At 32.6% G+C, this 26,864-nt stretch carries 25 protein-coding genes and 2 tRNA genes; 9 read left to right on the top strand and 18 right to left on the bottom strand.

Annotated elements, in window-relative coordinates; all coding sequences use genetic code 11:
• Positions 1 to 437: 437 nt before the first annotated feature.
• The 5 genes from AC3IPI_RS08470 to AC3IPI_RS08490 all read right to left on the bottom strand — a co-directional run bounded on the left by AC3IPI_RS08470 (position 438) and on the right by AC3IPI_RS08490 (position 4,470).
• On the bottom strand, positions 438 to 1,886 hold the full coding sequence (locus tag AC3IPI_RS08470) for an amidase (RefSeq protein WP_489158400.1): 1,449 nt from the start codon (positions 1,884 to 1,886) through the stop codon (positions 438 to 440).
• 64 nt (positions 1,887 to 1,950) lie between these two features.
• Positions 1,951 to 2,508 (bottom strand): Crp/Fnr family transcriptional regulator, encoded by a 558-nt coding sequence (locus AC3IPI_RS08475; protein WP_489158402.1) that lies wholly within the window; start codon positions 2,506 to 2,508, stop codon positions 1,951 to 1,953.
• A 285-nt stretch (positions 2,509 to 2,793) separates the two neighbouring features.
• Positions 2,794 to 2,874: transfer RNA gene (locus tag AC3IPI_RS08480), tRNA-Tyr, on the bottom strand.
• Positions 2,875 to 2,954: 80 nt separating this feature from the next.
• Positions 2,955 to 3,029 (bottom strand) — tRNA-Val (locus tag AC3IPI_RS08485).
• A gap of 202 nt (positions 3,030 to 3,231) precedes the next feature.
• The gene (locus AC3IPI_RS08490; protein ID WP_489158404.1) at positions 3,232 to 4,470 is read right to left on the bottom strand and encodes a bifunctional folylpolyglutamate synthase/dihydrofolate synthase; all 1,239 of its coding nucleotides are present in this window, start codon (positions 4,468 to 4,470) and stop codon (positions 3,232 to 3,234) included.
• A 131-nt stretch (positions 4,471 to 4,601) separates the two neighbouring features.
• On the opposite strand from AC3IPI_RS08490, the gene AC3IPI_RS08495 reads away from it, so the two are divergent.
• From AC3IPI_RS08495 to AC3IPI_RS08505, 3 genes are read left to right on the top strand one after another with little or no spacing between them, the layout of a single operon-like run.
• Positions 4,602 to 5,297, top strand: a complete 696-nt coding sequence (locus AC3IPI_RS08495) for a MotA/TolQ/ExbB proton channel family protein (RefSeq protein WP_039111796.1) — start codon at positions 4,602 to 4,604, stop codon at positions 5,295 to 5,297.
• A gap of 3 nt (positions 5,298 to 5,300) precedes the next feature.
• Complete coding sequence (locus AC3IPI_RS08500) at positions 5,301 to 5,696, top strand: ExbD/TolR family protein (RefSeq protein WP_035619731.1); 396 nt, start codon at positions 5,301 to 5,303, stop codon at positions 5,694 to 5,696.
• Between the two features lie 17 nt (positions 5,697 to 5,713).
• Positions 5,714 to 6,370: a DUF4844 domain-containing protein gene (locus AC3IPI_RS08505; RefSeq protein WP_489158407.1), complete on the top strand. Its 657-nt coding sequence runs from the start codon at positions 5,714 to 5,716 to the stop codon at positions 6,368 to 6,370.
• Between the two features lie 67 nt (positions 6,371 to 6,437).
• Here AC3IPI_RS08505 and AC3IPI_RS08510 read toward each other — a convergent pair whose 3' ends face one another.
• From AC3IPI_RS08510 to AC3IPI_RS08530, 5 genes are all read right to left on the bottom strand, one after another.
• The gene (locus AC3IPI_RS08510; protein ID WP_489158409.1) at positions 6,438 to 7,340 is read right to left on the bottom strand and encodes an energy transducer TonB; all 903 of its coding nucleotides are present in this window, start codon (positions 7,338 to 7,340) and stop codon (positions 6,438 to 6,440) included.
• 344 nt (positions 7,341 to 7,684) lie between these two features.
• A complete protein-coding gene (locus AC3IPI_RS08515; RefSeq protein ID WP_039111794.1) occupies positions 7,685 to 8,911 on the bottom strand; it encodes a Glu/Leu/Phe/Val dehydrogenase dimerization domain-containing protein in 1,227 nt (408 codons plus the stop codon).
• Between the two features lie 123 nt (positions 8,912 to 9,034).
• The gene (locus AC3IPI_RS08520) at positions 9,035 to 9,610 is read right to left on the bottom strand and encodes a chalcone isomerase family protein (RefSeq protein ID WP_039111926.1); all 576 of its coding nucleotides are present in this window, start codon (positions 9,608 to 9,610) and stop codon (positions 9,035 to 9,037) included.
• 607 nt (positions 9,611 to 10,217) lie between these two features.
• Positions 10,218 to 10,793 carry a chalcone isomerase family protein gene (locus tag AC3IPI_RS08525; protein ID WP_039111793.1) on the bottom strand — a complete coding sequence of 192 codons (576 nt, stop codon included), beginning with the start codon at positions 10,791 to 10,793 and terminating at the stop codon, positions 10,218 to 10,220.
• 303 nt (positions 10,794 to 11,096) lie between these two features.
• Complete coding sequence (locus AC3IPI_RS08530) at positions 11,097 to 11,672, bottom strand: chalcone isomerase family protein (RefSeq protein WP_039111792.1); 576 nt, start codon at positions 11,670 to 11,672, stop codon at positions 11,097 to 11,099.
• Between the two features lie 644 nt (positions 11,673 to 12,316).
• Here AC3IPI_RS08530 and AC3IPI_RS08535 point away from each other — a divergent pair.
• From AC3IPI_RS08535 to AC3IPI_RS08555, 5 genes are all read left to right on the top strand, one after another.
• Positions 12,317 to 13,459 carry an acyl-CoA dehydrogenase family protein gene (locus AC3IPI_RS08535; protein WP_039111925.1) on the top strand — a complete coding sequence of 381 codons (1,143 nt, stop codon included), beginning with the start codon at positions 12,317 to 12,319 and terminating at the stop codon, positions 13,457 to 13,459.
• Positions 13,460 to 13,637: 178 nt separating this feature from the next.
• Positions 13,638 to 14,612 carry a M20/M25/M40 family metallo-hydrolase gene (locus tag AC3IPI_RS08540; protein ID WP_489158412.1) on the top strand — a complete coding sequence of 325 codons (975 nt, stop codon included), beginning with the start codon at positions 13,638 to 13,640 and terminating at the stop codon, positions 14,610 to 14,612.
• Between the two features lie 37 nt (positions 14,613 to 14,649).
• Positions 14,650 to 15,327, top strand: a complete 678-nt coding sequence (locus AC3IPI_RS08545) for an SDR family NAD(P)-dependent oxidoreductase (RefSeq protein WP_489158414.1) — start codon at positions 14,650 to 14,652, stop codon at positions 15,325 to 15,327.
• A gap of 30 nt (positions 15,328 to 15,357) precedes the next feature.
• On the top strand, positions 15,358 to 15,711 hold the full coding sequence (locus AC3IPI_RS08550; RefSeq protein WP_409415480.1) for a four helix bundle protein: 354 nt from the start codon (positions 15,358 to 15,360) through the stop codon (positions 15,709 to 15,711).
• Positions 15,712 to 15,743: 32 nt separating this feature from the next.
• On the top strand, positions 15,744 to 16,349 hold the full coding sequence (locus AC3IPI_RS08555) for a SprT-like domain-containing protein (RefSeq protein ID WP_039111789.1): 606 nt from the start codon (positions 15,744 to 15,746) through the stop codon (positions 16,347 to 16,349).
• A 95-nt stretch (positions 16,350 to 16,444) separates the two neighbouring features.
• Here the strand turns inward: AC3IPI_RS08555 and AC3IPI_RS08560 are convergent, their stop codons facing one another.
• From AC3IPI_RS08560 to gcvP, 7 genes are all read right to left on the bottom strand, one after another.
• The gene (locus tag AC3IPI_RS08560) at positions 16,445 to 17,206 is read right to left on the bottom strand and encodes an ABC transporter ATP-binding protein (protein ID WP_039111788.1); all 762 of its coding nucleotides are present in this window, start codon (positions 17,204 to 17,206) and stop codon (positions 16,445 to 16,447) included.
• Positions 17,203 to 17,952, bottom strand: coding sequence for an MlaE family ABC transporter permease (locus AC3IPI_RS08565; RefSeq protein ID WP_035619715.1), 750 nt, complete (start codon positions 17,950 to 17,952; stop codon positions 17,203 to 17,205). The genes AC3IPI_RS08560 and AC3IPI_RS08565 overlap by 4 nt, the downstream gene beginning before the upstream one ends.
• An 81-nt stretch (positions 17,953 to 18,033) precedes the next feature.
• Positions 18,034 to 18,933: a glycosyltransferase family 2 protein gene (locus AC3IPI_RS08570; RefSeq protein WP_489158418.1), complete on the bottom strand. Its 900-nt coding sequence runs from the start codon at positions 18,931 to 18,933 to the stop codon at positions 18,034 to 18,036.
• Positions 18,934 to 18,953: 20 nt separating this feature from the next.
• A complete protein-coding gene (locus AC3IPI_RS08575) occupies positions 18,954 to 19,502 on the bottom strand; it encodes a class I SAM-dependent methyltransferase (protein WP_489158420.1) in 549 nt (182 codons plus the stop codon).
• Between the two features lie 162 nt (positions 19,503 to 19,664).
• On the bottom strand, positions 19,665 to 20,723 hold the full coding sequence (locus tag AC3IPI_RS08580; protein WP_489158422.1) for a 3-oxoacyl-ACP synthase III family protein: 1,059 nt from the start codon (positions 20,721 to 20,723) through the stop codon (positions 19,665 to 19,667).
• Positions 20,724 to 21,010: 287 nt separating this feature from the next.
• Positions 21,011 to 22,345: a hypothetical protein gene (locus tag AC3IPI_RS08585; protein WP_489158424.1), complete on the bottom strand. Its 1,335-nt coding sequence runs from the start codon at positions 22,343 to 22,345 to the stop codon at positions 21,011 to 21,013.
• Between the two features lie 196 nt (positions 22,346 to 22,541).
• A complete protein-coding gene (gene gcvP / locus AC3IPI_RS08590) occupies positions 22,542 to 25,391 on the bottom strand; it encodes an aminomethyl-transferring glycine dehydrogenase (RefSeq protein WP_489158426.1) in 2,850 nt (949 codons plus the stop codon).
• Between the two features lie 135 nt (positions 25,392 to 25,526).
• Between gcvP and AC3IPI_RS08595 the strand changes: the two genes are divergently transcribed.
• Positions 25,527 to 26,342, top strand: coding sequence for a hypothetical protein (locus AC3IPI_RS08595; protein WP_039111783.1), 816 nt, complete (start codon positions 25,527 to 25,529; stop codon positions 26,340 to 26,342).
• 62 nt (positions 26,343 to 26,404) lie between these two features.
• On the opposite strand, the gene AC3IPI_RS08600 is transcribed toward AC3IPI_RS08595, so the two are convergent.
• Positions 26,405 to 26,803: a DUF1090 domain-containing protein gene (locus AC3IPI_RS08600; RefSeq protein WP_489158428.1), complete on the bottom strand. Its 399-nt coding sequence runs from the start codon at positions 26,801 to 26,803 to the stop codon at positions 26,405 to 26,407.
• Between the last annotated feature and the right edge of the window lie 61 nt (positions 26,804 to 26,864).

The raw sequence follows: 26,864 nt of genomic DNA on the forward strand, positions 1-26,864 counted from the left end.
GTGAAATTAAATGACTTAAATATTGGAATATGATTTTTTAAATATTGTCAAGATCGAGTGTCTTAAGTTTTTGTAACGAATTAGAGGGTAACTCCACGCCCAAATATGCCACGATGTTGCCACGAAACTTTTTATGCCAATTTTTAATCTATTTTTTATGAGTTAACTTGTTTTAAATGAGTGTTATGTTTCTTTTTAAAATCCAAAATAGTAATTATTTTTTAATAAAATCTGAAAATGAACGGTCTTAACTTTTTGTGGCAAAAAAGGTATTCCTTTCATCATAAAAAAAAGTTTGTACTTTAAATGTTCTAATTAAATTTTTAATTGATTTAATCAGTAACAAGCAAATTGTTATTTAGTTTGATTGAATACTTAGCCGATGAAGGTTATACGTGTTTTATAGGCGTTATATTCAAGTATATAGTTGTTTTTTATTATAATATTGGTTTTTCAAATCCGTTTGTAAATTGCTCAAAAGATCTGGCTATTTGTAATAATTTTTTATCTGTCCATTTTTTGGAATGAATTTGAATTCCAATTGGCATTCCGTTTTTCTTTTTTCCAATAGGTATAACAACAATTGGATGCCCCGAAAATGCAGATGTAAAATTAAATGAAGCTATGGCTTTAGTGTAGCCTATTTTTTTATTATTGACTTTGAATGGTTTTCCTGCGCTTTGATGTTTATAGGCTTCAAATGAACAAACAGGTGTAATCCAAACATCATAAGTTGTCAAAAAATCATTATAAATTTCTGAAAAAGTATCTTTACAATCAATTGCTTTTGCATAATTGATATTTGACAGGTGTTGTCCCAAAGCCATTCCTTTTGCCCATAAAGGGTCTCTGTATTTTAGACGGATAAACGTATACAAAAAACTAGCCAATAGTGGTGATTTAGGATTGTTAATGCCAATTTCAAATCCAATAATTTTGCTACATTCTAAATATGCTTTCTGCTCGTCATAAACAGGATGATCAACGGTTAAATTATGAGCTTTGCTTTTAACCTTGTTTATAAAATCTCTGAATAATTCTAAATATTCCATATCAACCTCCGTATCGTTTATAGTTTCAGAGTAAGCGATATTTAAAGTTTTTTCATCCCATTCACTATTATTAAAGTTAATTGGAGTTAATTCAGGAAGTTCGTATTTAGTGTTGTTTCCTAGAACTTCCATCATTAATAGTAAATCAGTTATGTTTTTTGCCATAGGACCGGGAGTAATAATATGACGTCTGCCCTGTGGCTTATTTTTAGCTTTTAAGTGACCTCTATTAGAAAGAAAATTTTCTGTTGGGCGCAAACCGCAAATGCCGTTAAAATGAGCAGGAATTCTCACCGAACCACCAGCATCGGCTCCTAATTCTAAAGTACTAAACCCAGAAGCTATTGATGCGGCTGAGCCACCTGAACTTCCGCCTGCAACTCTTGAGATGTCATAGGGGTTATTGGTTTGACCATTCCAAAAATTTGTACTTTGCCAATCGATGCAATATAAAGCAGTATTTGTTTTTCCGATAATGATTGCACCTGCTTCTTTAAGTCTCTTAACTAATTCAGCGTCTTCTGTCGCTACATAGTTTCTCAAAAAAGGATCTCCATTTGAATTTTTTAATCCTTTTACTAAAAAGCTATCTTTGATTGTTAAGGGTAATCCGTGAAGTAGTCCGAGATTTTTACCTTGTTCAATATCTAAATCTTTTTGTCTGGCTTCATTTAAAATATCATCTTTAGCTCTTAAATCACAGATAGCATTAATCTTAGAGTTGTGCTTTTCGATCTGATTCAAAAAAAAGCTTACAATCTCTACTACGGTTAATTCTTTCGTTTTTATTTTTTTAACGAGTGCTGTTGCACTTTCAAATACGATATTATCCATTGTTTTTTGACAAAGTTACAGTTAAGTAATCTGATGTCTTTTTGACAAATATCAAAATCGTATTTTATTTTTCAGATCTAATTCTGCTCAATGTTTCTTGTGTAATACCTATGTAAGAAGCAATATGTCCTAGATTTACCCTTTGCTGAAAAGCAGGGAATTTCTTAATTAGCCTTGCATATCGTTCTTTTGCCGAATAGAAAAGTAAATCTTCGATACGTTCTGCAATATCTATGTATATATTTTCGAGAAAGATACGAGCATATTTTTCGTAGTGAGGTTTATCTTCCAGTAGTTTCTTCCAATCATCATATTTAATATAAGACAAGGAAGTGTCTTCCAGTAGTTCAATGTTGTAACGGCTTTTTTTTCTTTGAATGAAACTATCAATTGCTGTTATAGTAGTATTCTCAATGGCAAAATGAGCGGTAATGTCTTTAGTGTCTTTGTAATAATAAGCTCTTGCTAATCCTTTATGTATGATGAAAAAATGATCACAAATAGTTCCTTCTGAATGTAATAAGTGCTTGACAGGTAGCTCCTGAAAAGTCATTAATTTATTGAAATCTTCAACGAAATTAGATGAATTTTGGTCGGAGATGTCTAGGTTGTTGAAAATCAATGTACTATTTGGATTTAATAATATTATTATTAATGTTTAGCCTATGCGGTGAGTTTAGGGCTAAATTAAACCATTATTTGAATTTGTAATACATCGATAAAAACAAAAAAATATTTTCGGGCAATCGCTCAAATTCAGATAGCGGGGATTTGTAATCTATGCCTGCAATAGTAAAGTGCTTTAAAAACAAAAAACCTGTGAATCTTTCGATTTACAGGTTTTTTAATGTTTCGGGTTTTGAAAAGATTGATAAAGTTGCCTTTTTTCACTTCTTTTTCCCTTTTGTGGGGAGAGCAGGATTCGAACCTGCGAAGTTTACACAGCAGATTTACAGTCTGCCCTCGTTGGCCGCTTGAGTATCTCCCCGAACCCGATAGTGGGGATTTAAAATCCGCGACACTCGGTAAGCTATAAAAAAACTCCATTATTTCTAATGGAGTTCTTTGTGGGCGATGAGGGGTTCGAACCCCCGACCCCCTCGGTGTAAACGAGGTGCTCTGAACCAGCTGAGCTAATCGCCCTATTTTACTAGGTTGCTATCGTTATGTGATTGCGAGTGCAAATATAAGACTGTTTTCTGTATTACCAAAACTTTTTTAAATAAAATATAATAATAATTTGCAGTTAGTTTTTATGCGATTGATATTTAGTTATTTGAATATGTAGTTTTTTTGAGTGAATTTATTTTTATAGCCTTTTTACTATATTTATAAAGGAGTCTTGTTATTGTTTCTCTTTATCCAAAGGCAATTCGGCTACTACAAATGTGCTTCCTCCCACAAAAATAAAGTCCTTTTTGGTTGCATTTTCTTTTGTAGCCGTAAAAGCATCCGAAACAGAGTCGTAAGTTTTACCTATTAAATCATATTTCTTAGCATTTTCTTGTAAAATAGAAGCACTCAAACCACGAGAAGAATTTGGACTACAGAAATAGTATTGTGCCTTTTTAGGAAATAGGGGCAAAACAGAATCTAAATCTTTATCATTTACAACTCCCAATACAATATGTAAGTTATCGAAAGTCTCTTTCTGGATTTGGTTCATTACTATAGCCAGACCATTTTTGTTATGTGCCGTGTCGCATATAATTTTAGGATTTTTGCCAAGCTGTTGCCATCTTCCTTGTAAGCCTGTATTTGTAACCACATTTAATAATCCAGTTTTAAGATTTTCGTCGGATACTTTAAATTCATTTTGAGTATTCAAGATGTGTATAGTTTCTTGAACAGTCTTTTTATTATGTTGTTGGTAATCGCCAATTAAATCAGAAGGGTAAACTTCGGTAATTATATCAGAAGCAAAATATATATCAGAATGAGTTTCTTTTGCTTTAGCTAAAAAAACAGGTTTTGTTTCTGGAGTATATTCTCCAATTACAACTGGTACATTTTGTTTTATAATCCCCGCTTTTTCGCCTGCAATTGCTGCTGGTGTAGTTCCCAGAAACTGCGTATGATCTAAGTCGATATTGGTAATAACAGAAACCAATGGAGTAATGACATTGGTTGCGTCTAATCTTCCGCCTAAGCCAACTTCTATAATAGCAATATCTACTTTTGCTGTAGCAAAATAATCAAATGCTAAACCTACAGACATTTCGAAAAAACTCATATCATTAGATTCAAAAAAATCTTTGTGCTTGCTTATAAATTCGCAAACAAAATCTTCTGAAATTTCTTTACCGTTAATTTTAATACGCTCGCGAAAGTCTTTTAAATGTGGCGATGTATAAAGTCCTACTTTATATCCAGCTTCTTGTAATGCCGAAGCGAGCATGTGAGAGGTAGATCCTTTTCCGTTTGTTCCTGCCACATGAATACATTTTAATGAATTTTGTGGATTGTTTAAATGGTCAACCAAATGTAATGTATTGGTTAAGTCTTTTTTATATGCCGAAGCCCCTTGTAGTTGGTACATTGGGAGTTGGTTGAACATCCATTCGGTAGTTTCTTGATAGTTCATTTTTTTCGAGTAAAATAGTTGTTGATTGAAATATTTTTCGTTTTTTTTAGTTTAATATAACAGCGAAAAGTATCTTTATTGCAAAATTGGAATATTTTTTAGAATTAATTATCAAATACAAGAATTAATATATGTTTAGCTTCATTCAATTACAAGCGGATACTATTGCAAATGCCGCATCTAACGTAGTTATCGAAAAAATTGCACCAAATACAGAGATTTCTGTTTTAGGATTTATTTTAAAAGGAGGATTTTTCCTGATTCCAATTGCCATCTTATTGTTCTACACTTTTTACGTTATCATCGAGCGTTATTTATACATAAGCAAAGCTTCAAAAATTGACCCTAGATTAATGATGGATGTGGGGGTTAATCTTAATTCAGGTAATCTGGATATGGCTAGAAGTATTGTAGAAAGAAATGAAACTGCTGCAGGAAAGATTCTTAAAGAAGGTGTTCTAGTTATAGGAAGACCAATTGCGGAAATCGAATCGAATATGGATCGTGCTGCCGATATTGAAATAGGAGAGATGGAAAGACGTCTAGGTCATTTAGGACTTATTGCAGGTATTGCACCAACATTAGGTTTTATTGGTACTATTTCGGGAGTTATTAAGATCTTTTATAGTATCTCGGTTACAGAGAATATTAGTATCGGTAATATTTCGGGAGGTTTATATGAGAAAATGATTAGTAGTGGTTCAGGTTTAATTGTTGGTATTATCGCATATAGTGCGTATCATCTTTTGAATGGAAAAATTGATGATTTTGCCTTAAAAATTCAGAAACAAATACTTGAATTTGTAAACATAATTCAAAGATCATAAGTTATGTCTATTAAAAGAAAAAGAAGATTTCATGCCGAGGTGGCAACTTCATCACTAAGTGACATTATGTTTTTCTTGCTGTTGTTTTTCTTGATTATATCTACATTGGCAAATCCTAATGTTATTAAAATGACATTGCCTAAAGCCAAAGCAAATGAAAAAACAAACAAACAATTTATAAGCTTATCGGTTACAGAAGATAAAAAATTCTACATCGATAAACAGCCAGTAGATTTTGAAGAGTTAGAAACTACATTAATGTCTAAATTAGGTACCGATAAAGAACAAACTGTAATCGTAAGGATTCCGTTTAATCTACAAGTACAAGATTTGGTCGATGTGTTACAAATAGGGGTTAAAAACAATCTTAAGTTTGTTATTGCGACAAGTCCTAAGTAAGTTTATAGTATTAAGGAATGAGTGATCAAAAATTAGATAGATTAAAATTTTTGTTAGATAAGAAAAAGTTTGCAGATTCAGAATGGGAAAATAGGGGTTTGAATCCTTCGAGTTCTGAATTATGTGAGTGTTTGGAAGCTAATTTTAATTTGTGTCTAAGCTCATTAATAGTTTTGGTAGAAAAACAATCTTCCAATAAAATATTGAAAAAAGAGTTGGGTAAAGGTTTGAGAAGTTTTAATAAATCCAATTTTGATACGGAGGAAAAAGAATTTATTTGTGATATCTTCTATGGAATTTCGAAAGATATTCAAGTTGATTTTAAAAGTGAAATGAATAAATGGCTTTATGGAAGTTTGCTTGCTTATATTTTTAGAATTTCAGAATTTTTAAAAGGAAAAGAAAAAGTTATTGAAATATTATCTCAAAATTGTACTAAGTGTAATGCTGATTTGAAGACTTTTATTCTTGCTATAGATAGTAGTGTTTTAGAGACAGACTTTTTAATTGTTAGGTGTAAATTTTGTAAAGAATTCAATTTAATAGAGAATAAAGCAAACGTTAAAGAATTGCGATTTGGGGATTATGAATTAGCAGAGCAATTGCCAAGAAGTAATTACGATTTAGAAGGAGCTAGAATCAGATTAAAACAATTACAATTTTTTAGAAAGTAAGATAAATAAAACTAAAAAAGGCTTTCTGAATAATTTCAGAAAGCCTTTTTTGTTGTTCTTATGTTTTTTAATTCAAATTGAAATTATAAATAATCTTACCAACTTGTTTTTCGGGAGCATCACTACTTTTGTCCCATTTGGTATTCATGGCAGCTATTTTGGCTTGATCCAATAAACATTTCGCTGTGTTTGTAGTTCCTTTAATTCCTGCAATAGCACTTATGGTTTTTCCGTTTCTATCTACAGAAACTTCTACAACGACTCTTCCTGTTTCATTACAAGTATAATTTGGAGCTGGTTTAGATAATGCTTTTCTGTTTCCAAGAGAGTAACCTGAACCACCACCAGAACCACTTCCTGATCCTCCGCCACTTCCAGAACCATATCCGCTACCTGTTCCTATGCCGGTACCAGTTCCGTTTCCTCCGCCAGTTCCACCTCCAGAACCTCCAGTTCCGTAATAGCCATTAGAGCTTAAGTTTCCGTTTGATTTTCCTTTGTTTCCTGCAACTTTATCATCGCCATCACCACCTTTGTTAGAACCTTTTAAAATGCTCGATAAAGCATCATTAGTCGTATTCGAAACTTTAGGTTTTACAACTACAGGTTTTGGGTCAGGTTTTGTAACAGTTATCGGTTTTTTAGTTTTTTCTTTCTGCGGAATAAGAACACTTTCTTCTGTAGAATTTTCTTGTGATAATGTTGCTTCTTCAGGAGTCGATTTTACAGGCGTTTGTTTTGCATGATTTTTAACCTCCAGAACTTCACTTTTGTAATTTGCACCAGAGCCTAAATCGCTATCGCCAAAGTTTACGGTAACGCCACCACCTCCGCCACCTCCAGCGAGTTCAGTCATACCATTTGCTGGTGGCCAAAAACGAATGAAGAACAACAATAATAGTATTGTTGCGTATATAAGGGTAGAGAGTAGTAATGATTTCTTTTTGTCTGAAGAAATGGGTGAACTCATTTTTATGCTGAATTTTTATAAGTGTATTAGTAAAACGTATAAAATTACTGAAAATTGTTTACAATCAAAGAGGGTAAGGGATTTAACCGTAAAGTTTTTAAATCTGTAGTTGGTGATTTAACCGCAAAAGGCGCAAAGTTTTATAAATCCTTTTAATCTTTTAAATCTGTGGCATAAAAAATTAACCGCAAAGTGCGCTAAGGTTTACGCAAAGTGCGCAAAGTTTTTCCTCAGAAAGACGAGTTTGTGGTTAAATCTGTGGCTAACCTTTTTTATAAACAAAAAAAACGAACCAAATAGATTTAATCTGATTCGGTTCGTTTTAAAATATGGTATAAAATAATTTATACTAATTGTTTCAGTGCAATTTCAAAAGCTGTTGCGCTGATATTTGTTTTTGATGCACTTAAAGCATGCGCTTTTTGTATCGCATTTTTTATAGTGTCTGAAGTGTCATTAAAAATAGCCTCATCGGTCATTTGTACTTTCTTTTCCATGAAATAAGCAAAAACACGAGCCATTCCGCAGTTAGAAATAAAGTCAGGAATTAAACTCACTTTGCTATCTACTTGTTCCATTATCGAACCAAAGAAAATTTCTTTATCTGCAAAAGGTACATTTGCACCACAAGAGATAACTTCAAGTCCATTAGCAATTAATGCGTCGATTTGATTTTGAGTTACTAATCTAGATGCTGCACATGGAGTGAAAATTTCGGCTCCAATTGTCCATATCTTTTCGTTAATTTCTTCAAACGGAATCATGTTTTGAGCAACAAGTTTGTTACCGTCTTTTGCTAAAAATAATGCTTTGATTTCTTCAAAAGAAAAACCTTCTTCGTTTATCAAGCCACCATCTCTGTCGATGATTCCAATTACTTTGGCTCCCATATCTGCTAAGTAAAAAGCAGCTGCAGAACCCACATTTCCAAAACCTTGTACGATTGCTTTCTTACCTTTTACATCTCCACCATAAGTAGTGTAAAAATGACGAACAGCTTCAGCAACACCAAAACCTGTAATCATATCGGCTACAGTATATTTTCTGGTTACATCTGGAGAGAACTTTGGGTTTTCGATTACTTTAATAACACCTTGACGTAATTGCCCAATTCGGTTAATTTTGTCAGCTTCGGTAGGTTTAAAGTGTCCGTTGAAAACTCCTTCTTGTGGATGCCAAACACCGCATTCTTCGGTCATTGGAATTACTTCGTGAATTTCATCAACGTTTAAATCTCCACCAGTTCCGTAATAACTTTTTAGTAATGGAGAAACTGCTTTGTACCAACGTTGTAAAACACCTTTCTTTCTTGGGTCATTTGGATCAAAATTAATACCAGATTTAGCCCCACCAATCGCAGGTCCAGAAACTGAAAATTTTACTTCCATTGTTTTTGCCAATGATAAAACTTCGTTCATATCCAAACCTTTTCGCATACGAGTACCACCACCGGCAGCCCCACCTCGAAGAGAATTAATTACTGTCCATCCTTCGGCTTCAGTTTCAGAATCTTTCCAATTGAATACGATTTCAGGTTCTTTATTTTCGAATTTCTTTAATAAATCTTTCATTTTCTGCGATATGTTTAATTTTCACAAATATAAAAAAATGGATAATGCGAAATGTGTATTTAGTAAAATATTTCGGATGCCTTATTTTATGCTAATTTTTTAACTAAAAACCTTCAGAAATAATTATTTGCCTAATAATTGATCTTTTAGTTTTTGGTCAGCAGGCTTCTTGGATAACCAGATTCCGAAGAGAGCTTTTTTGAATTCAAATCCAGGAATTTTACCTTTTAACTGATTGTTTTTGTAGATCCAAACAGAGGCATCAGAAGGAGAATATACAAGTTTAAAAGTGTTTCTTTTACTTATTTCACCCATAAAGTAGCTTTTGAATTCTTCTATTTTAGGTCGCAATGTTTCTATGTTACCTGGGTATGTTTTTTTGAAATTATCATCTATAGCTTTTAATAATTTTGGTGTAGATACTGTTGAAGAAGTAACTTCAATACGCATTGCCATTGCGCTATCACTATCAAGAATATATTTAGAATCTTGGCTTAATTGTGATAAGTATAATGCTTGCAGATATGTTCCTGGCCACATTGTCGATTTTCCACCACCGCCATTTAACGATAAAGCTTTACTTTGAAATTGGATTGTTCTCGGAATTGTAACACCATCTATAGTAAAGGTTTTTTGTGCTGTTACGGTTGAGATTTGGAAAGTAAGAATTAATGTAAATAAAAGTAATAAATTTTTCATTGTATGGTATTTTATGATTTTTGCTAAAATACGCCTAATTTCTATGTTTTTAAAGTAATTTACGTCCCGTTTTTCAGGAAATGCCTTATGTTTAAGGATTTTAATAAACTTTATGAATTTGTAAATCAGGGTGTTATAAGAATGAAATAATCCATAATCTTGGAGTGTTTTGGTAGGTAGTTCCATCAGTTAAAAAAACTATTTTGCTTCTTGATTTTATTATGGCAAGAAATAGAAAGACAAAAGTTTATTTAAGTTTAAGTGTCTTGTTGTCAGGAATTAGGAGGTTTGTTTTTGGCTAAATAATTTGATTTTATCTAACCAAAATAAAGAATGTAAACAGTAATACAAATTATAAAAACAGGTTTGTTTTTATAGGGTAAAAAGTACATATGTTTTTCAGGAAGGTGTAATTTGTAAAAGTTAGCAATTTATTTGTAGTTTAAATACTATGTTATTTGATTGCTAGTAGTGAAAATTCTATTGAAAATCTAAATTTCATTATCAAGTCAGGGTGTATTCTGATGGAAATTCGGAAGAGGTAATTTTATTTAATGCAGCTTCTCTAGTTTTCTTTTCCAAGAGAAGCTGTATTTGTTTTTGTAGATTATTTGCCTAATAATTGATTCTTTAGTTTTTCATCGGCAGGTTTTTCAGACAACCAGATTCCGAATAGCGCTTTTTTGAAATCAAACCCTGAAATTTTTCCTTTTAAATGTTCATTTTTATAAACCCAAACAGAGGAGTCGATAGGAGAATAAATAAGTTTGTAAACATCGTCTTTGGTGATTTCATCGCTTAAGTAGCCTTTTAATTCTTCGATTCTTGTTCGTAATGCTCCAATGTTATCACCAGCTGTTTTCTGGAAATTTTCGTCCATCGATTTGGTTAGTTTCTTTGCAGATACCAACGAAGAAGTGATTTCAATTCGGATAGCCATTTCGGTATCACTATCAATAATAAATTTTGGATCTTGACTCAATTGAGATAAGTATAGTGCTTGTACATATAGTCCAGACCACATTGCTGATCTTGCACCAGCACCATTTAATGATAAAGGTTTGTTTTGAAATTGAATTGTTCTTGGAACTATAACACCTTCAACATCGAATGATTTCTGAGCTGTAACAGTTGAGAATTGTAAAGTCAGAATTACTGTAAGTGATAGTAAAAAGTTTTTCATTTTATTGAATTTTAATTTTTCGCAAAATTACTTTTAATTTTCTATTTCTCTAGCATAGTTCTGTAGACTTTTTTATGGGGTAAAGTTTGTATGTCAGTTTTTTAAATAGTTTTATTTTTTGCAAGAGCAAATCCTAAGATTAGTGAGGTTTCATGGGGGAGAAATGCAAAGTATGCAATTTATTGTAAAAACTAATTACTTGTTTTAGGAATGCTTTTTTGTGGGGCTTATTTAGTAGGCATGAAAATATTGCTCCAAATAATTTGTTTACTGGTGCTTTTTTAATCTAAGAAATGAAGATAATTATTTACCTAATAGTTGATTTTTTAATTTTTCATCTGCAGGTTTATCAGATAACCAAATTCCGAAAAGTGCTTTTTTGAAGTCAAAACCTTGAACTTTTCCTTTAAGGACATCATTCTTATATACCCAAACAGAAGAGTCGATAGGAGAGTAGATAAGTTTAAAAACATCTTTTTGTGTGATTTCATCACTTAAGAAACTTTTAAATTGTTCGATTCTTGGGCGTAATGCTTCCAGATTATCTCCAGCAGATTTTTCGAAACCACTATTCATGGCTTTTGTTAATTTGTTTGATGATACCATCGAAGAGGTAATTTCAATACGAATAGCCATTTCGGTATCACTATCGATAATAAATTTCGGATCCTGGCTTAGTTGTGATAAATATAATGCTTGAACATATACCTCTAACCACATTTTTGATCTTCCGCCAGCACCATTTAAGGATAAAGTTTTGCTTTGAAATTGCATTGTTCTGGGAACTATAACGCCATCAATGTCGAAAGCTTTTTGAGCAGTTGCATCTGTGAATTGCAAAGTTAAAATTACAGTAAGTAATAGTAATAAGTTTTTCATATTCTTGTAATTTATGTGATTTTGACAAAAATACTTTTAATTTCTATATTTTTATATGAAAAGCGATGTATTTTTTACGAAAACCACTTATGTAAGAAAATGTCTATTTGAAAGTTATTGTTTTGGCAACTAGTTGTTTATGAAATGAAAATATTTGCTGAATTATCTTATTTTTTGATGTTTATAATTTGATTAAAAATGACTTTTTGTGGAAGGAAATTGGAGTAATCGACTCGTTTTTTTCTTCGAAAAACATATTTTCGAAATTTTCTGGTTACAGTTTGTTAACCTTACTCATGATTTTTACTTTATCTCTTAAGCTGAAATCTGAAATTATTGTGAGTTGTAATTATATATACTTGCTTTAAAAGTTTAATGCTTTTGAATGGCGTTTTTTAAATTAAATCTTATTTTTAATTGTCCCTGTTTCTAGAAATTTTGATAGCTATTTCTGAGTTCTTTAATAAAAATTTAAGAGTTGCTAAACTAGTGAGATTGAGCGAAGTTCTTGATATCATTACGATAACGATATAGTGATGTTTTTTCTTTAATCAAAAATGCAAGTCAAAATTGAAAATTTCAGTATAAAAAAGTACCTTTGGATATATTTTTTTAACAAAAAGCAACTTTTATTTTATAATACTATGGATTTTAATCTTACCGAAGAGCACTTAATGATTCAACAAGCTGCTAGAGATTTTGCTCAAAACGAATTGTTACCAGGTGTGATAGAAAGAGACGAAAAGCAAATTTTCCCTACGGAACAAATAAAAAAAATGGGACAACTCGGATTCATGGGAATGATGGTTGATCCTAAATACGGAGGAAGTGGTTTAGACACGATTTCATACGTAATTGCTATGGAAGAAATTTCGAAAGTTGATGCTTCGGCTTCTGTAGTAATGTCGGTAAATAATTCACTAGTTTGTTGGGGACTTCAGGCTTTTGGTACCGAAGAACAAAAACAAAAATACTTACCAGGATTAGCTTCTGGAGAAATTCACGGTGCATTTTGTTTAAGTGAGCCTGAAGCTGGTAGTGATGCTACATCGCAAAAAACTTCTGGAATAGATATGGGTGACCATTATTTAGTAAATGGTACTAAAAACTGGATTACTAATGGTAATACTGCATCGGTTTATATTGTAATTGTACAAACTCATGCTGAGAAAAAACATAAAGGAATCAATGCTTTGATCATGACCAAAGACATGCCAGGTTTTTCTGTTGGTCCTAAGGAGCAAAAAATGGGAATTCGTGGTTCAGATACACACTCATTAATGTTTAGTGATGTTAAAGTACCTAAAGAAAACCGAATTGGTGAAGACGGATTTGGATTTAAATTTGCCATGAAAACATTGGCAGGAGGAAGAATTGGTATTGCTTCTCAAGCTTTAGGAATTGCTTCTGGTGCTTATGAACTTGCATTAAAATATTCGAAAGAACGTAAAGCTTTTGGAACTGAAATTTGCAATCACCAAGCTATTGCTTTTAAATTGGCAGATATGGCAGTAAATATCGAAGCAGCGCGTCATCTTTGTATGAAAGCAGCTTGGGATAAAGACCAACATAATAATTACGATGTAAGTGGTGCTATGGCAAAATTATTTGCTTCGCAAGTTGCAATGGATACGGCTGTTGAGGCAGTACAAATTCATGGTGGAAACGGATATGTAAAAGAATACCATGTTGAGCGTTTTATGCGTGATGCAAAAATTACACAGATTTATGAAGGAACTTCTGAAATCCAAAAAATAGTGATTTCTAGAGCAGTTATTGCAGGATAATTGTATCCTTAAATTATATTAAAAACCCTTTCGGCTTTCGGCTTTGAAAGGGTTTTCTTTTTGCAATAAAAAAATAATTATATTTACAACTAAGAGGGTAACTATGTTTTAGAAGTTACTCATTTTTTAGAATTGTAATTGAAAACTTTATAATCTCAACGAACCAAAATCTTGAATAATGAAAAAACTAATACTTTTATTTCCTTTTATTTTTTTTGGATGTAAATCTAATACAACAGTTAAAACCGAAACTACGCAAACAGCTTCTAAGTTAGAAATTACTTATAAAGTAAAAGAGAATGATGTTGCATCGGTTTTAAAATATCTTTCTTCGGATGAATTAGAGGGTAGAGAAACCGGAACGAAGGGAATAGAAACAGCGGCTATTTATTTGGAAGATTTCTTTAAAACGAATAAGGTTAAACCTTATTTTTCTTCTTATCGTGATACTTTATCTACGTTTAAAACTCCAGCATATAACATAGTTGGATATCTGGAAGGTACTGATGCAAAACTAAAAAACGAATTTGTAATTTTGAGCGCGCATTATGATCATATTGGGATTGATAAAAAAGGACTTAATGGCGATTTTATAAATAACGGAGCAAACGATGATGCTTCTGGAGTTACTGCTGTTGCTGAAATGGCTAAGTATTTTAGTGAGACCAAATCGAATAAACGAAGCGTACTTTTTGTGTTTTTTGCAGGTGAAGAAAAAGGGCTTTTAGGTTCTAAACATTTAGCAAAAAAACTTAAAGCTAAAAATTTCAATTTATACACGCAGTTAAATATAGAAATGATTGGTGTGCCAATGAAACGTGACTTCTTAGCCTATATTACTGGTTTTGATAAATCGAATATGGCGACTAAAATCAATGAATATACAGGAGATAAAACTATTGGATTCTTGCCTAAAGAAGCCGAATATCAGTTGTTTTTTAGATCAGATAATTTTCCCTTTTTCGAAGCATTCAAAGTTCCTTGTCAGTCGATAAGCACATTCGATTTTGAAAATTTTGAATTTTATCATCATGTTTCAGATGAATTCAAAGTAATGGATATTCCTCATATGACTTCATTTATTCAGGAATTGTTGCCTGCAGTGACTCATATGGCAAGTTCTCCAACAAAAGAAATTTTGATGACTAAATAAACTATGCTTTTTTATCGGTTTTCCTTATTTTTGCTACATGAAAAATATTATTATAACAGGAACGAGTAGAGGGATAGGGTATGAACTTGCTTTGCAATTTGCAAATGCTGGAGATCAGGTATTAGCTATTTCCAGAAAAATTCCTCAATTGCTTTTGGAACATTCTAATGTTACTTGTCTTTCTATTGATTTATCTAACGAATCTGAATTATATAAAGTAGAAGATTTTCTTTCTTCGACTTGGAAAAAAGTAGATGCTTTAGTGCATAATGCAGGAAGTTTGCTTTTAAAGCCTTTTACTGAAACTACTCAGGCTGATTTTGAAAGCATTTATAAAGTGAATGTTTTTGCAGTAGCAAATCTTACAAGAGTTTGTTTACCGTATCTTCAAAAAGGAAGTCATGTGGTAACAATAAGTTCTATAGGAGGAGTTCGTGGAAGTCTTAAATTTGCTGGACTTGCTGCTTATAGTTCTAGTAAAGGTGCAGTAATTACGTTATCGGAATTATTGGCAGAAGAATATAAAGAAAAAGGAATCTCATTTAATGTTTTGGCATTAGGTTCTGTTCAGACAGAAATGTTGCAAGAAGCTTTTCCAGGATATCAAGCGCCAATTTCGGCTAACGGAATGGCAACTTATATTTATGATTTTACATTAAATGGCAATAAATATTTTAACGGAAAAGTATTAGAAGTTTCTTCTACTAATCCGTAAAAAATAATTATGAATTATAAGTTATGAATTATGAGTGAAAGTATTGTGAAAACCAAAAGTTTTGAATTAGCAATAAGAGGTGTTAATTTTTATAAATGGATGGTTTCTGAAAAGAAGGAATTCATAATGAGTAAACAATTTTTACGTTCAATTACTTCTGTTGGTGCAAATGTTCGTGAAGCTGTTAATGCCCAAAGTAAGCCCGATTTTATTCATAAATTATCTATCGCTCAAAAAGAGTGCGACGAATCAATGTATTGGTTAGAGATATTAAAAGAAACGGATTATGTTTCTGGAATTGAATTCGAATCAATGCATCAACAATGTAATGAGGTTTTAAAAATTATAAGAAGCATAATTATTACCTCAAAGAGAAACTTATAACTAATAATTCATAATTTATAATTAAAACTGTTTTGAGCGAAACTTTAGCAAGATACATCCCCGAACATGCCGTAAAGCCTGTCTTTGAACTCATTGTTGATAATCGTGTACATCTTAAAATTGTAAACGAAAGACAAACTCGACATGGAGATTATAGAAAAGGGCCAAGTGGTAAACATGAAATTACTGTAAACTCAAGCTTGAATCAATACAAGTTTTTGATAACGTTAATTCATGAGATTTCGCATTTGGTTGCGTTCGAAAAGTTCGGAAGAAAAATTAAACCTCATGGGAACGAATGGAAATATTCTTTTCAGCGATTGATGGTTCCTTTCATTCGTCCAGAGATATTTCCTAGTCACTTATTACCATTGCTGGCGAGGCATTTTAAGAACCCTACGGCAAGTAGTGATACTGATACTACTTTGTCATTGGCTTTGAAACAATACGACAAGCAGAACGATAAGAATTATATTTTTGAAATTCCATACGGCAGTGTTTTCAGAATTCATAACGGAAAAATCTTTAAGAAAATTGCTGTAAGAACTAAACGCTTTGAATGTTTAGAAATAAGCTCAGGAAGGACCTATCTTTTTAATCCAAATGCCGAAGTTGAGTTGTTGCTAACTAAGGACTGATATTATTGATTAAAACCATCGAATATAAAAAATCCCAAATTCCAATTTTATTAAGATTGAAATTTGGGATTTTTTATATTGTACTTTAAAAGATCTTATCCTTTTAAATAAGCTTCTCTGACTTTCTTGAATAAATTTGAAGAATAAACAAATTCGACAATAGCTTTATTATCGGTTACGAAAATTTCTTCTTTTGTTCCCTGCCATTCTTTTACTCCATTTTTTAAGAATAAAATATTCTCACCAATTTCCATCACAGAGTTCATATCGTGCGTGTTAATTACAGTGGTAATATTATATTCTTCGGTAATTTCTTTAATTAAATTATCAATCAAAGTCGAAGTATTTGGATCTAAACCAGAGTTTGGTTCATCACAAAATAAATATTTAGGGTTGTTTACAATGGCGCGGGCAATAGCCACACGTTTTTGCATCCCTCCAGAAATTTCTGAAGGTAATTTTTTATGTGCATCAATTAGGTTTACTCTTTTTAAAACGAAATCAACACGATCTTGAATTTTAGAACCAGTGTCTTTGGTAAACATTCTAAGTGGGAAAGCTACATTTTCGGCAACTGTCATGGAGTCAAATAAAGCACTTCCCTGAAATACCATTCCGATTTCAGTACGTAATTCTCTTTTTTCATCTGGTTCTAGTTCTGAATAAACTCTACCATCAAACTCAATTGTTCCAGAATCTGGAGTATGAATACCTAATAAGCTTTTTAATAATACCGTTTTTCCAGATCCACTTTGCCCAATGATTAGGTTTGTTTTTCCAGTTTCAAACACGGTCGAAACACCTTTAAGTACTTTGCTGTCGCCAAATGATTTTTCTATGTTTTTTACTTCTATCATGAGCCTAATAACAATTGTGTTAGTATATAATTAAAAAGGATAATCGATACAGATGTCCAAACGAAAGCTACTGTACTTGCTTTTCCTACTTCTAATGCGCCACCCTTCATATAATAACCATGAAAAGACGGTATAGTTGCCAATAACATGGCAAAAATTATGGTTTTAATAAATGCATAGGTAATATGAAACGGAATAAATTCCATTTGTGCTCCCATTATAAAATCATCACTCGTTGTAAACCCGCCGTAAACTCCAGCTAGCCAGCCACCAAAAATACCTAGGAACATACTGATTCCGATTACAAAAGGATACAATAGTAAAGCGATAATTTTAGGAAAAACAAGATAGTTTAATGAGTTTACTCCCATAACTTCCAGTGCATCGATTTGCTCTGTAACACGCATAGTTCCTATACTTGATGTAATGAAAGATCCCATTTTTCCCGCCATAATAACAGAAATAAATGTTGGGGCAAATTCTAAAATTACAGATTGTCTGGTTGCAAAACCAATTAAGTATTTAGGAATTAATGGGTTTGTTAAGTTTAATGCAGTTTGTATTGCAACAACTCCTCCTACGAAGAATGAAATGAAACAAACAATACCAAGGGAATCAATAATTAAGTCATCAATTTCTTTAAAGATTAGTTTTTTCATCACAGACCATTTGGTTTGTTTGTTGAAAATTTCTTTAAGCATCAAGAAGTATCTTCCTATTTGGGATAAATAACGAATGAGCATCATAGTTTTTACGAATATGGGCTAAATTACGAAAATAGTTGCCAGTTTACGGTTTAGATTTTATAGTTTTTTTGATTGCTTGAACTAAAAAAGCTTTTCTTTCATTTTTTTCAAACGATAATTTCGAATGAATTTTGCTTGTGCATCGGTTACCAATAATGGTGTTTTTGCTTTTTTTGCTTTTAGGAATCCTTTAATGTAATCAAAGAATAGTAGTGGTTTTTTCTTCATCATTGCCAACTTTGCAGAAGCAATTGCTGTGATCCAAAAACCATATCCTAAAGTATAAAAAGCTTCGCCTTGTTTATAACGGGCAGTTTTGTTGTAGTTTGCACCTGTTGGTTTAAGGTGTTTTACGTGTAGAGAAGAATCGGTAACTATTTTCCAATCGTAATATTTACAAAGTAATTCGTCTACCGTGTCCCAACCCATTGCCGCTCTTAAACCGCCAATTTGCTGAAAAGTTTCTTTTCGGTAGGCTTTTAGCGCACCACGAATATGATCTTTATCTGTTAGATTTTCTAATATCCAATCTCCATTCTTTTCTATGTAGCAAAATCCTCCTGCCATTCCAATTTTTGGGTCGGATTGAAAGTGAGAAATAATGGTTTCGAAATAGTTGGGAGGAAAAATTAAATCTCCATCTATTTTTACAATGATATCATAATCATCATCGAGAGTTTCAAATCCTTTATGAAATGCTTGGATTACTTTGCTTCCTGGCAAATGTATAGCACTCGAGGTTTTGTTTACCAATGAGATATATGGGTTTTCTTTGGCATAATCCAGTACAATTTCTTCCGTTTTATCGGTCGAATTATCATTGACTACAACAATTTTTTTGGGTAAAACAGTTTGCGATATCAAAGATTGCAACGTTAAGCCAATTAATTCTTGCTCGTTATGTGCCGGTATGACAATGTAGTAAGCCCCCCAGCCCCCAAAGGGGGAGCTTGACGAATTTTGTGAGTTAGAGTTGTTCATTTTGTGAAATTTGTTCAAAACTATTTTATTCCCCCTTTGGGGGTTAGGGGGCTTTTTTCTGCGTAAACAATATAATATCTATTGGTAAAGCTTCGTAACAAAGGACGAATTCCGAATTTTTTTACCGGATTAGTCCATTTTTGTCTATCGATGATTTTCCAACCTGTTTTTTCAAGAAGCCAGTCTAATTGCCAATCTTCAAATTCATGATAGTGTCTGTCCCACATATCCGTTTTACTACGATATGCTGGTGAGAACCATAAACGCATAGGAATCGAGATGAATAGCTTATCTGATTTTATTTCGTTTAAGATGGTGAATGGATTTAGCAAATGTTCGAAGATTTCGAAAGCAGTAACCACATCTTGTTTTTCGGTAGCAAATACGGTTTGGTCGATATCTAAATCTTCTCCTGTAGTATTTCTTACTTTAAAACCTTCAGCTTTCATGATCTTTGAAAACGGATTTTCAACTCCTAAATCCAAAACGGTTTCGGATGTTGTGATGTGCTTTTTTAAAAATTCTAAAGTATGTTTGAATCTTTTATTCGGAAATGTTTTTTCGTACATAGTTATTGCGAGGAACGAAGCAATCTGTCGTTCTTAGTTTTAATTAGGGTGCAAATATACTAAAAAGTCCGCATTTTAAAATGCGGACTTTTTTAGTTTTCAGTCGCAGTGATCAGTTTAACATACTGTAAACTGCGACTAAATATTGTAACTGAAAATTAACTAATATCTGTATACAAATGCATTTACGTTCATTCCAGCTCCAACTGAAGCAAAAATAACAACGTCGCCTTTGTTGATTTCATGATTTTCTAATTTCCCTTGTATTAAAAGGTCATAAAGCGTTGGAACGGTTGCTACACTGCTATTTCCTAAATCATGAATGCACATAGGCATGATGTTTTCTGGTGGAGTTGTGCCGTGTAATTTGTAAAAACGATTGATAATTGCTTCATCCATTTTTTCGTTTGCCTGATGAATTAGGATTTTCTTCACATCATCGATAGCAATTCCGCTTTTGTCTAAACAACTTTTCATAGCTGCAGGAACTTGGCTTAATGCAAATTCGTATATTTTGCGACCATACATTTTAATGTATTTCGTGTCAGGATCTAAATCGGGATTGTACGATTTTCCGAAGTATAAATATCCAGCTTCTTCATTTGCATAAGTAGCACTTTCGTATGATAATAATCCAGTTTCATCATCTGAAGCTTCGATTACTGATGCTCCAGCTCCATCTGAATAAATCATAGAATCTCTATCGTGATCATCTACAACTCTGGAAAGAGTTTCAGCTCCAATAACTAAACAACGTTTTGCCATGCCAGATTTGATAAAAGCATTTGCTTGTAGCACGCCTTCTATCCATCCTGGACATCCAAATAAGATATCGTAAGCAACACATTTTGGGTTTTTTATGCCTAATTTGTTTTTTACACGCGTTGCTAAACTCGGTAAAATATCAGATTGGGTTGTCCCGTATTTTACATCACCAAAATTGTGTGCGAAAATAATATAATCAAGAGTTTCTGGGTCGATTTTGGCATTTTCGATTGCTTTTTGAGAAGCGAAGAATGCTAAATCAGATGAAGTATATTGATCTTCGGCATAACGTCTGTTCTCAATTCCTGTTATACCTTTGAATTTATTAATGACAACCTCGTTTGGGTAGCCAAAAGGAGTTCCATCTTCGTTTAAAAATACATGTTTATCAAAATCCGTATTCTTTATTTCTTTCTGCGGAATATAGCTACCTATTCCTGTTATTTTTATTTTCATTATACAGTTTTCCAAAATAATTTAGGCTAATTTAGAAATAAAATAATAATTACAACTATAATATTTACTATGCATGCATATAATTATAGAATAATTTCTATTTTATGGGAATAATTGGTTATTTGTTAATTATTGCTGTGAATTTTTGAATTTTTTATTGAGTAAATTGGGACTATTTGAAAATTTATTTTAAAAATATTTTATTACTTCAAAAAAAATGCCTCGATTAATCGAGGCATTTGTAGGAATATATTTTGTTTTATAAGCTCTCGTTGAATACGATTTTATTAATTAATTCTTTCAAGAACAATAGCTTTTCTGTTGATTTCTTCATCGATTGTTTTTAAAGTTCCTTCTTTGCTAATTTCTGCAAAAATCTTTTTGCCATCTTTTAACCTTAAAGCGCTAAATTGTACTTTATCATTGGCATCAACACTAATAGTATAAACTTCAAATTCTCCTGAAGTGGTTAGCTTTGTGTAATCATGAGTGTTTAAATTTACCTTGTATAAATCTGTTTTTGTGGCTATATAATAGTATTCTTTTGAATATACGATTTTTGCACCTTGTTCAATACGTGGTAATTGTATGTTTTCAACTGAATTATCGTCTTCGTAGAATTCCCAATCCATATTACCCCAATTGTAATACGTATCTATAAAAACAACTGATTTTTCTTTTTTGATTATATAGGAACCTTGACCAGATTGTAGAAACATATGTCCAACTCCGTCGAAACTTTCAGGTCCACTAGGTGACCATACAATTTTGGTGCTAATATTGTCGCCATCTATGTCTATTTGATGAATTTTTGGCAAATAGTTATTATCCCATGTGTAAGTAATAAAATAAAATTTACCATTATTACCTAACCAAAATTCTTTGTTATCTCTTCCCTCTATTTTAACTTCATAGATTCCGCCATTTGCTTTTCTTATGCGAATGTCATTTGTGCCGTTTGAGCTTGTAACTCCCTTACTTTGTCCGTATCTATAGATACAATTTCCATTTGCGTCAACCTCAAAAGCAGAAGGAGTTTGACCGCTTGGTAAGTAATCAATTCTCTGAATGTTTTCGGGATTACTTAAGGAAAGCTTATTAATTTTACCACCATAACGGTAATATATATTGCCTTGGGCATCACTTTTTACTGAATTGTCGCCTAGTCCGTTAGTAGCTAAAACACTATCAGTTCCGAAATTATAAATTGCCCCATCAGTTTTTCTAACTAATATACTTGAGTAGTGTACTAATTCTCCTTTTTCGTTAGGATAATTAAAATCTCCTGTAAGTAAAACGTAAGTTGAATTTAAGTTTTTTGCACTGGTTACTATTGGGTTAGTACTTGTAGCTGAACCATCTTTATTGGTAAAATTCACTGGTAGATATGCGCCATCAGCAGTGACTTTAAATAAATTTGTCCCTGTAGCGAGGTTCTTACCAGATGGAGAATTTTCTAGTATAACCAGACTTTTGGCATCCGAAATGTTTAAGACAATTTTTTGAGTTTGTGGCTGAGTAACATTTTCATCTTTTTTAATAGTTTCCTCATCTTTATCTGATGAGCAACTAATTGATGATAAAATTATGAATGAACATAATGTAAGTAAAGTTTTCTTCATGTTATTTTTTTTGGTTTAAATGAGTTAATAAAGGTATATTATTTTTTGAATATGTTAAAAAATAATGTAGGTGTATTTTTGCAATGCCTTCTGATTGTAAAATAGCAATAGAGCTGAAGATGTAGCGATTGACTAAAAAAAAATAACCCTTTTAGTATAGAAACTAAAAGGGTTACAATGCGTAAATTATATTATTTTACTCTTCCATGTAGGCTTCAATAGGAGCACAACTACAAACTAGATTTCTATCTCCAAAAGCATCATCGGCTCTGCGTACAGTTGGCCAGAATTTGTTTTCGGCTATATAATCTAATGGGAAAGCTGCTTGCTCTCTTGTGTATGGGAAATCCCAAACATCGGTAGTAAGCATTGCTAATGTATGTGGAGAATTTTTTAAGACATTGTTTTTATCTTCGATAGTCGAAGCTTCGATTTCTTTACGAATAGAGATCATAGCTTCACAAAAACGGTCTAATTCTTCTAAGTTTTCACTTTCTGTAGGTTCAATCATTAAAGTTCCTGCAACTGGGAAAGAAACTGTTGGTGCGTGGAAACCATAATCCATTAAACGTTTTGCGATATCAGTTACTTCAATTCCTTTTTGTTTAAAAGGACGACATTCTAAGATCATCTCGTGAGCTGCACGACCCATTTCTCCAGAATATAAAGTGTCGTAATGACCACTTAATTTTTCTTTGATGTAGTTAGCATTTAAAATTGCATGTTGCGTAGCGCTCTTTAAACCTTCAGCTCCTAACATCGAGATGTATCCGTAAGAGATTAAACAAACTAATGCTGATCCCCAAGGAGCTGCAGAAATAGCTGTAATGGCATGATCTCCTCCAGTTGCAATAACTGGGTTTCCTGGTAAAAATGGAACTAATTGTGGAGCAACGCAAATTGGTCCAACTCCTGGTCCACCACCACCGTGAGGGATTGCAAATGTTTTGTGTAAGTTTAAGTGACAAACGTCGGCTCCAATTGTAGCAGGATTTGTTAATCCAACCTGAGCGTTCATGTTTGCACCATCCATATAAACCTGACCTCCGTTATCGTGGATTAATTGTGTGATTTCTTTAATAGCACTTTCATAAACTCCATGAGTAGATGGGTAAGTTACCATTAAACAAGAAAGGTTGTCTTTATGTAGAATTGCTTTTTCACGTAAATCTTCTACGTCGATGTTTCCGTTTTCTAATGTTTTTGTAACGATAACTTTCATTCCAGCCATTGCAGCCGAAGCAGGATTTGTTCCGTGTGCCGATGATGGAATTAAAGCAATGTTTCTGTGGTGATCTCCTTTTGATTGGTGATATGCACGAATAACCATAAGTCCTGCGTACTCTCCTTGTGCACCAGAGTTTGGTTGCAAAGTTGTTCCTGCAAATCCTGTGATAACATTTAATTGTTCTTCAAGTTTTTTCAACATTTCCTGATATCCTTGTGCTTGATCTAGCGGAGCAAAAGGGTGAATGTTGTTCCATTGTGGGCTGCTTAATGGCAACATTTCAGAAGCTGCATTCAGTTTCATTGTACATGAACCTAGAGAAATCATCGAGTGATTTAAAGCTAAATCTTTACGTTCTAGCATTTTGATGTAACGCATCAAAGCTGTTTCTGAATGATATTTATTGAAAACATCATGCTCTAAAAATGATGATGTTCTTTTTAAATGCTCTGGGAAATGATTTGTATTTGTTAAGCTATCGATTGTTGCAGCTTGTTTATTTGTAGCTGTAGCAAAAACTGAAATGATTTCGTTTACTTCGGCAACACTTACTGTTTCGTTTAATGAAATAGAAATTGTGTTATCGTCGATGTAGTAAAAGTTAATTTCGTTTTGTTCTGCAATTGTGCGTACTTTTTTGGCATCGGCTTTTACAACGATAGTATCAAAGAATGCAGTATTAGTTTGTTCTACGCCTAATTTTTTCAACTCATTAGCAAGTGTTGCAGATGCAGCGTGAACTTTGTCTGCGATGTATTGCAATCCTTTTGGTCCGTGATATACTGCATACATTCCCGCCATTACAGATAATAAAACCTGTGCAGTACAAATGTTTGAAGTTGCTTTATCACGTTTTATGTGTTGCTCACGTGTTTGTAATGCCATACGTAAAGCACGGTTTCCGTTAGTATCGATTGTAACTCCAATGATACGTCCTGGCATGCTTCGTTTGTATTCGTCTTTTGTAGCAAAATAAGCAGCGTGTGGTCCACCGTATCCTAACGGAATACCAAAACGTTGTGTAGTTCCTACAACAACTGCAGCACCCATTTCTCCCGGAGGAGTTAATTTTGCTAAGCTTAAAATATCGGCAGCAACAGCTACTTTAATTTCGTTTTCTTTTGCTTTAGCGATAAATGCAGCATAATCATGAACTTGTCCGTATTTTCCAGGATATTGAAGAATTGCTCCAAAATATGCTGTTGAAAAATCGAATGTTTCGTGATTTCCTATAACTAGTTCAACCCCGATAGGTGTTGCACGAGTTTGTAAAACCGATAATGTTTGTGGTAAAATTTCTTCGGAAACGAAAAACTTATTGATTTCATTTTTCTTTTGATCTCTTGATCTTACATCAAATAAAAGTGCCATTGCCTCAGCAGCAGCAGTTGCCTCATCTAATAATGATGCATTGGCAATTTCCATTCCAGTTAATTCAATAACTGTAGTTTGGAAATTAAGAATTGCCTCTAAACGACCTTGAGCTATTTCAGCTTGGTAAGGTGTATACGCTGTGTACCATCCTGGGTTTTCAAAAACATTTCTTTGAATTACAGCTGGAACAATAGCTTGGTTGTATCCTAAACCAATATATGATTTAAAAACCTTATTTTTATTTCCTAGTTGGTGTATGTGATTTGAAAACTCATATTCTGTCATTGCAGGATCTAAGTTTAACGGTGCTTTTAAACGAATGTCATCTGGAAGCGTTTCATAAACGAGTTGTTCAATAGATTCAACTCCAATTGTTTTCAACATTTGTTGATGGTCGGTTTCTCTCGGGCCAATGTGTCTTAAAGCAAAAGCATCTGTTTTCATATAGTAGTAAAAGTGTTGTTTTTTAGTGGTGCAAAATTAAGTATTAATAATAATCTAATTGCTATTTTTAATCGCATTTTTTGTCAAATTTACAACTAAAGGGTTGATTTCTTATTAATTGATTAGTTTTGTTATATGAAGGTAGTTACGCAGTTATTTAATTTTTATATCATTAGTAGCATTCACGTTGCTTTGTCATGTTATGCTTTGGTACGATTAACGTTCCATATGTTTGGTATTGAGTATGATGAATCGATGGCTTTGTTTGTGTTTTTCGGAACTATTGTAGGATATAATTTTGTGAAATACGATGCTTTGGTTCGGGTTAATAGAGTGCCAATAGGGAATCAATTAAAAATTATTGCAGTTTTTAGTTTTTGTTCTCTTTTATTAGTAGGGTATTATTTTTTTCAATTAAAGCGAATCACTCAAATTGTCTCGGTAGGAATATTTGCAATTACGGCACTTTATACACTTCCATTCTTCCCGAATAGAAAAAATGCCCGAAACTGGGCTGGGGTCAAAATATATATTGTGGCACTTTGTTGGGTTGGAGCTACTTTGGTTTTGCCATTAATAAATGCTGAAATTGCGTTTACTTCCGATTTTTATTTAAAATGTGTACAGCGTTTTATTTTGGTTTTCGTGCTAATATTAATTTTTGAAATTATTGATCTTGCCAATGATGATCCGCATTTGCAAACTGTTCCGCAACAAATAGGAGTAAAGCGTACCAAAATTTTAGGATTATTACTTCTAATTCCATTTTACCTTCTTGAGTTTTTTAAATCTACTCTTGATAATAATCAATTGGTGATTAATTTAATTATGGTTCTTGTGTTGTCGCTTTTTATTGTTTTTGCAAATGAAAAAAGATCTAAATATTATACTTCTTTCTGGGTCGAAAGTATTCCGATTTTTTGGTGGTTGATGGTTGCATTTTATGGATAAAAGATATAAAAACAAAAAAACCGATGTATCAACATCGGTTTTGTATAAGTGCAAGTAAAGCTTTATTTCGTTTTTTGCGCCGTAACAGCTTTATTTAATTCTGCTTTGGCTTCATCCAATTTCTTCTTTTTCTTATCGATTTTTTCTTTTCCTTCCTGATTTTTAATTGCTTTATTTAGATCATCAGTTCTTTCCTTAACTTTTTGTTCTTTATCTTTTACCTTTTTGTCAAGATCATTATTTACTGTTTTGGATGTACAGTTATTTTTGGTTTGTGCTATAGCATTTTCAATCCCTCTAATCTTATTTTGATTTCCGTACTGTTTGGCATACTCTAATTTTGTGTTCAATTCACATAATTTTCTTTCGCATCCAGTTAAGTCTTTACAATTACTTTGTGCAAACCCGATAGAAGAAATTGCAAAAAAGGCTACAGATAAAATTTTTGTTTTTACTGACATATTATTTTTTTTAAAATTAATGATTTCTAGTTTTTTCAATTGTTACTATAAAATCAGATTG

This window comes from Flavobacterium sp. GL_143, from assembly GCF_057834355.1.

What these genes read in the sequence shown, in the direction of transcription:
- AC3IPI_RS08470 (WP_489158400.1), bottom strand. Translation starts at nt 1,886, where the DNA reads ATGGATAATATCGTATTTGAAAGTGCAACAGCACTCGTTAAAAAAATA.
- AC3IPI_RS08490 (WP_489158404.1), bottom strand. Translation starts at nt 4,470, where the DNA reads ATGAACTATCAAGAAACTACCGAATGGATGTTCAACCAACTCCCAATG.
- AC3IPI_RS08495 (WP_039111796.1), top strand. Translation starts at nt 4,602, where the DNA reads ATGTTTAGCTTCATTCAATTACAAGCGGATACTATTGCAAATGCCGCA.
- AC3IPI_RS08500 (WP_035619731.1), top strand. Translation starts at nt 5,301, where the DNA reads ATGTCTATTAAAAGAAAAAGAAGATTTCATGCCGAGGTGGCAACTTCA.
- AC3IPI_RS08505 (WP_489158407.1), top strand. Translation starts at nt 5,714, where the DNA reads ATGAGTGATCAAAAATTAGATAGATTAAAATTTTTGTTAGATAAGAAA.
- AC3IPI_RS08510 (WP_489158409.1), bottom strand. Translation starts at nt 7,340, where the DNA reads ATGAGTTCACCCATTTCTTCAGACAAAAAGAAATCATTACTACTCTCT.
- AC3IPI_RS08515 (WP_039111794.1), bottom strand. Translation starts at nt 8,911, where the DNA reads ATGAAAGATTTATTAAAGAAATTCGAAAATAAAGAACCTGAAATCGTA.
- AC3IPI_RS08520 (WP_039111926.1), bottom strand. Translation starts at nt 9,610, where the DNA reads ATGAAAAATTTATTACTTTTATTTACATTAATTCTTACTTTCCAAATC.
- AC3IPI_RS08525 (WP_039111793.1), bottom strand. Translation starts at nt 10,793, where the DNA reads ATGAAAAACTTTTTACTATCACTTACAGTAATTCTGACTTTACAATTC.
- AC3IPI_RS08530 (WP_039111792.1), bottom strand. Translation starts at nt 11,672, where the DNA reads ATGAAAAACTTATTACTATTACTTACTGTAATTTTAACTTTGCAATTC.
- AC3IPI_RS08535 (WP_039111925.1), top strand. Translation starts at nt 12,317, where the DNA reads ATGGATTTTAATCTTACCGAAGAGCACTTAATGATTCAACAAGCTGCT.
- AC3IPI_RS08540 (WP_489158412.1), top strand. Translation starts at nt 13,638, where the DNA reads ATGAAAAAACTAATACTTTTATTTCCTTTTATTTTTTTTGGATGTAAA.
- AC3IPI_RS08545 (WP_489158414.1), top strand. Translation starts at nt 14,650, where the DNA reads ATGAAAAATATTATTATAACAGGAACGAGTAGAGGGATAGGGTATGAA.
- AC3IPI_RS08550 (WP_409415480.1), top strand. Translation starts at nt 15,358, where the DNA reads ATGAGTGAAAGTATTGTGAAAACCAAAAGTTTTGAATTAGCAATAAGA.
- AC3IPI_RS08560 (WP_039111788.1), bottom strand. Translation starts at nt 17,206, where the DNA reads ATGATAGAAGTAAAAAACATAGAAAAATCATTTGGCGACAGCAAAGTA.
- AC3IPI_RS08565 (WP_035619715.1), bottom strand. Translation starts at nt 17,952, where the DNA reads ATGATGCTCATTCGTTATTTATCCCAAATAGGAAGATACTTCTTGATG.
- AC3IPI_RS08570 (WP_489158418.1), bottom strand. Translation starts at nt 18,933, where the DNA reads ATGAACAACTCTAACTCACAAAATTCGTCAAGCTCCCCCTTTGGGGGC.
- AC3IPI_RS08575 (WP_489158420.1), bottom strand. Translation starts at nt 19,502, where the DNA reads ATGTACGAAAAAACATTTCCGAATAAAAGATTCAAACATACTTTAGAA.
- AC3IPI_RS08580 (WP_489158422.1), bottom strand. Translation starts at nt 20,723, where the DNA reads ATGAAAATAAAAATAACAGGAATAGGTAGCTATATTCCGCAGAAAGAA.
- AC3IPI_RS08585 (WP_489158424.1), bottom strand. Translation starts at nt 22,345, where the DNA reads ATGAAGAAAACTTTACTTACATTATGTTCATTCATAATTTTATCATCA.
- gcvP (WP_489158426.1), bottom strand. Translation starts at nt 25,391, where the DNA reads ATGAAAACAGATGCTTTTGCTTTAAGACACATTGGCCCGAGAGAAACC.
- AC3IPI_RS08595 (WP_039111783.1), top strand. Translation starts at nt 25,527, where the DNA reads ATGAAGGTAGTTACGCAGTTATTTAATTTTTATATCATTAGTAGCATT.
- AC3IPI_RS08600 (WP_489158428.1), bottom strand. Translation starts at nt 26,803, where the DNA reads ATGTCAGTAAAAACAAAAATTTTATCTGTAGCCTTTTTTGCAATTTCT.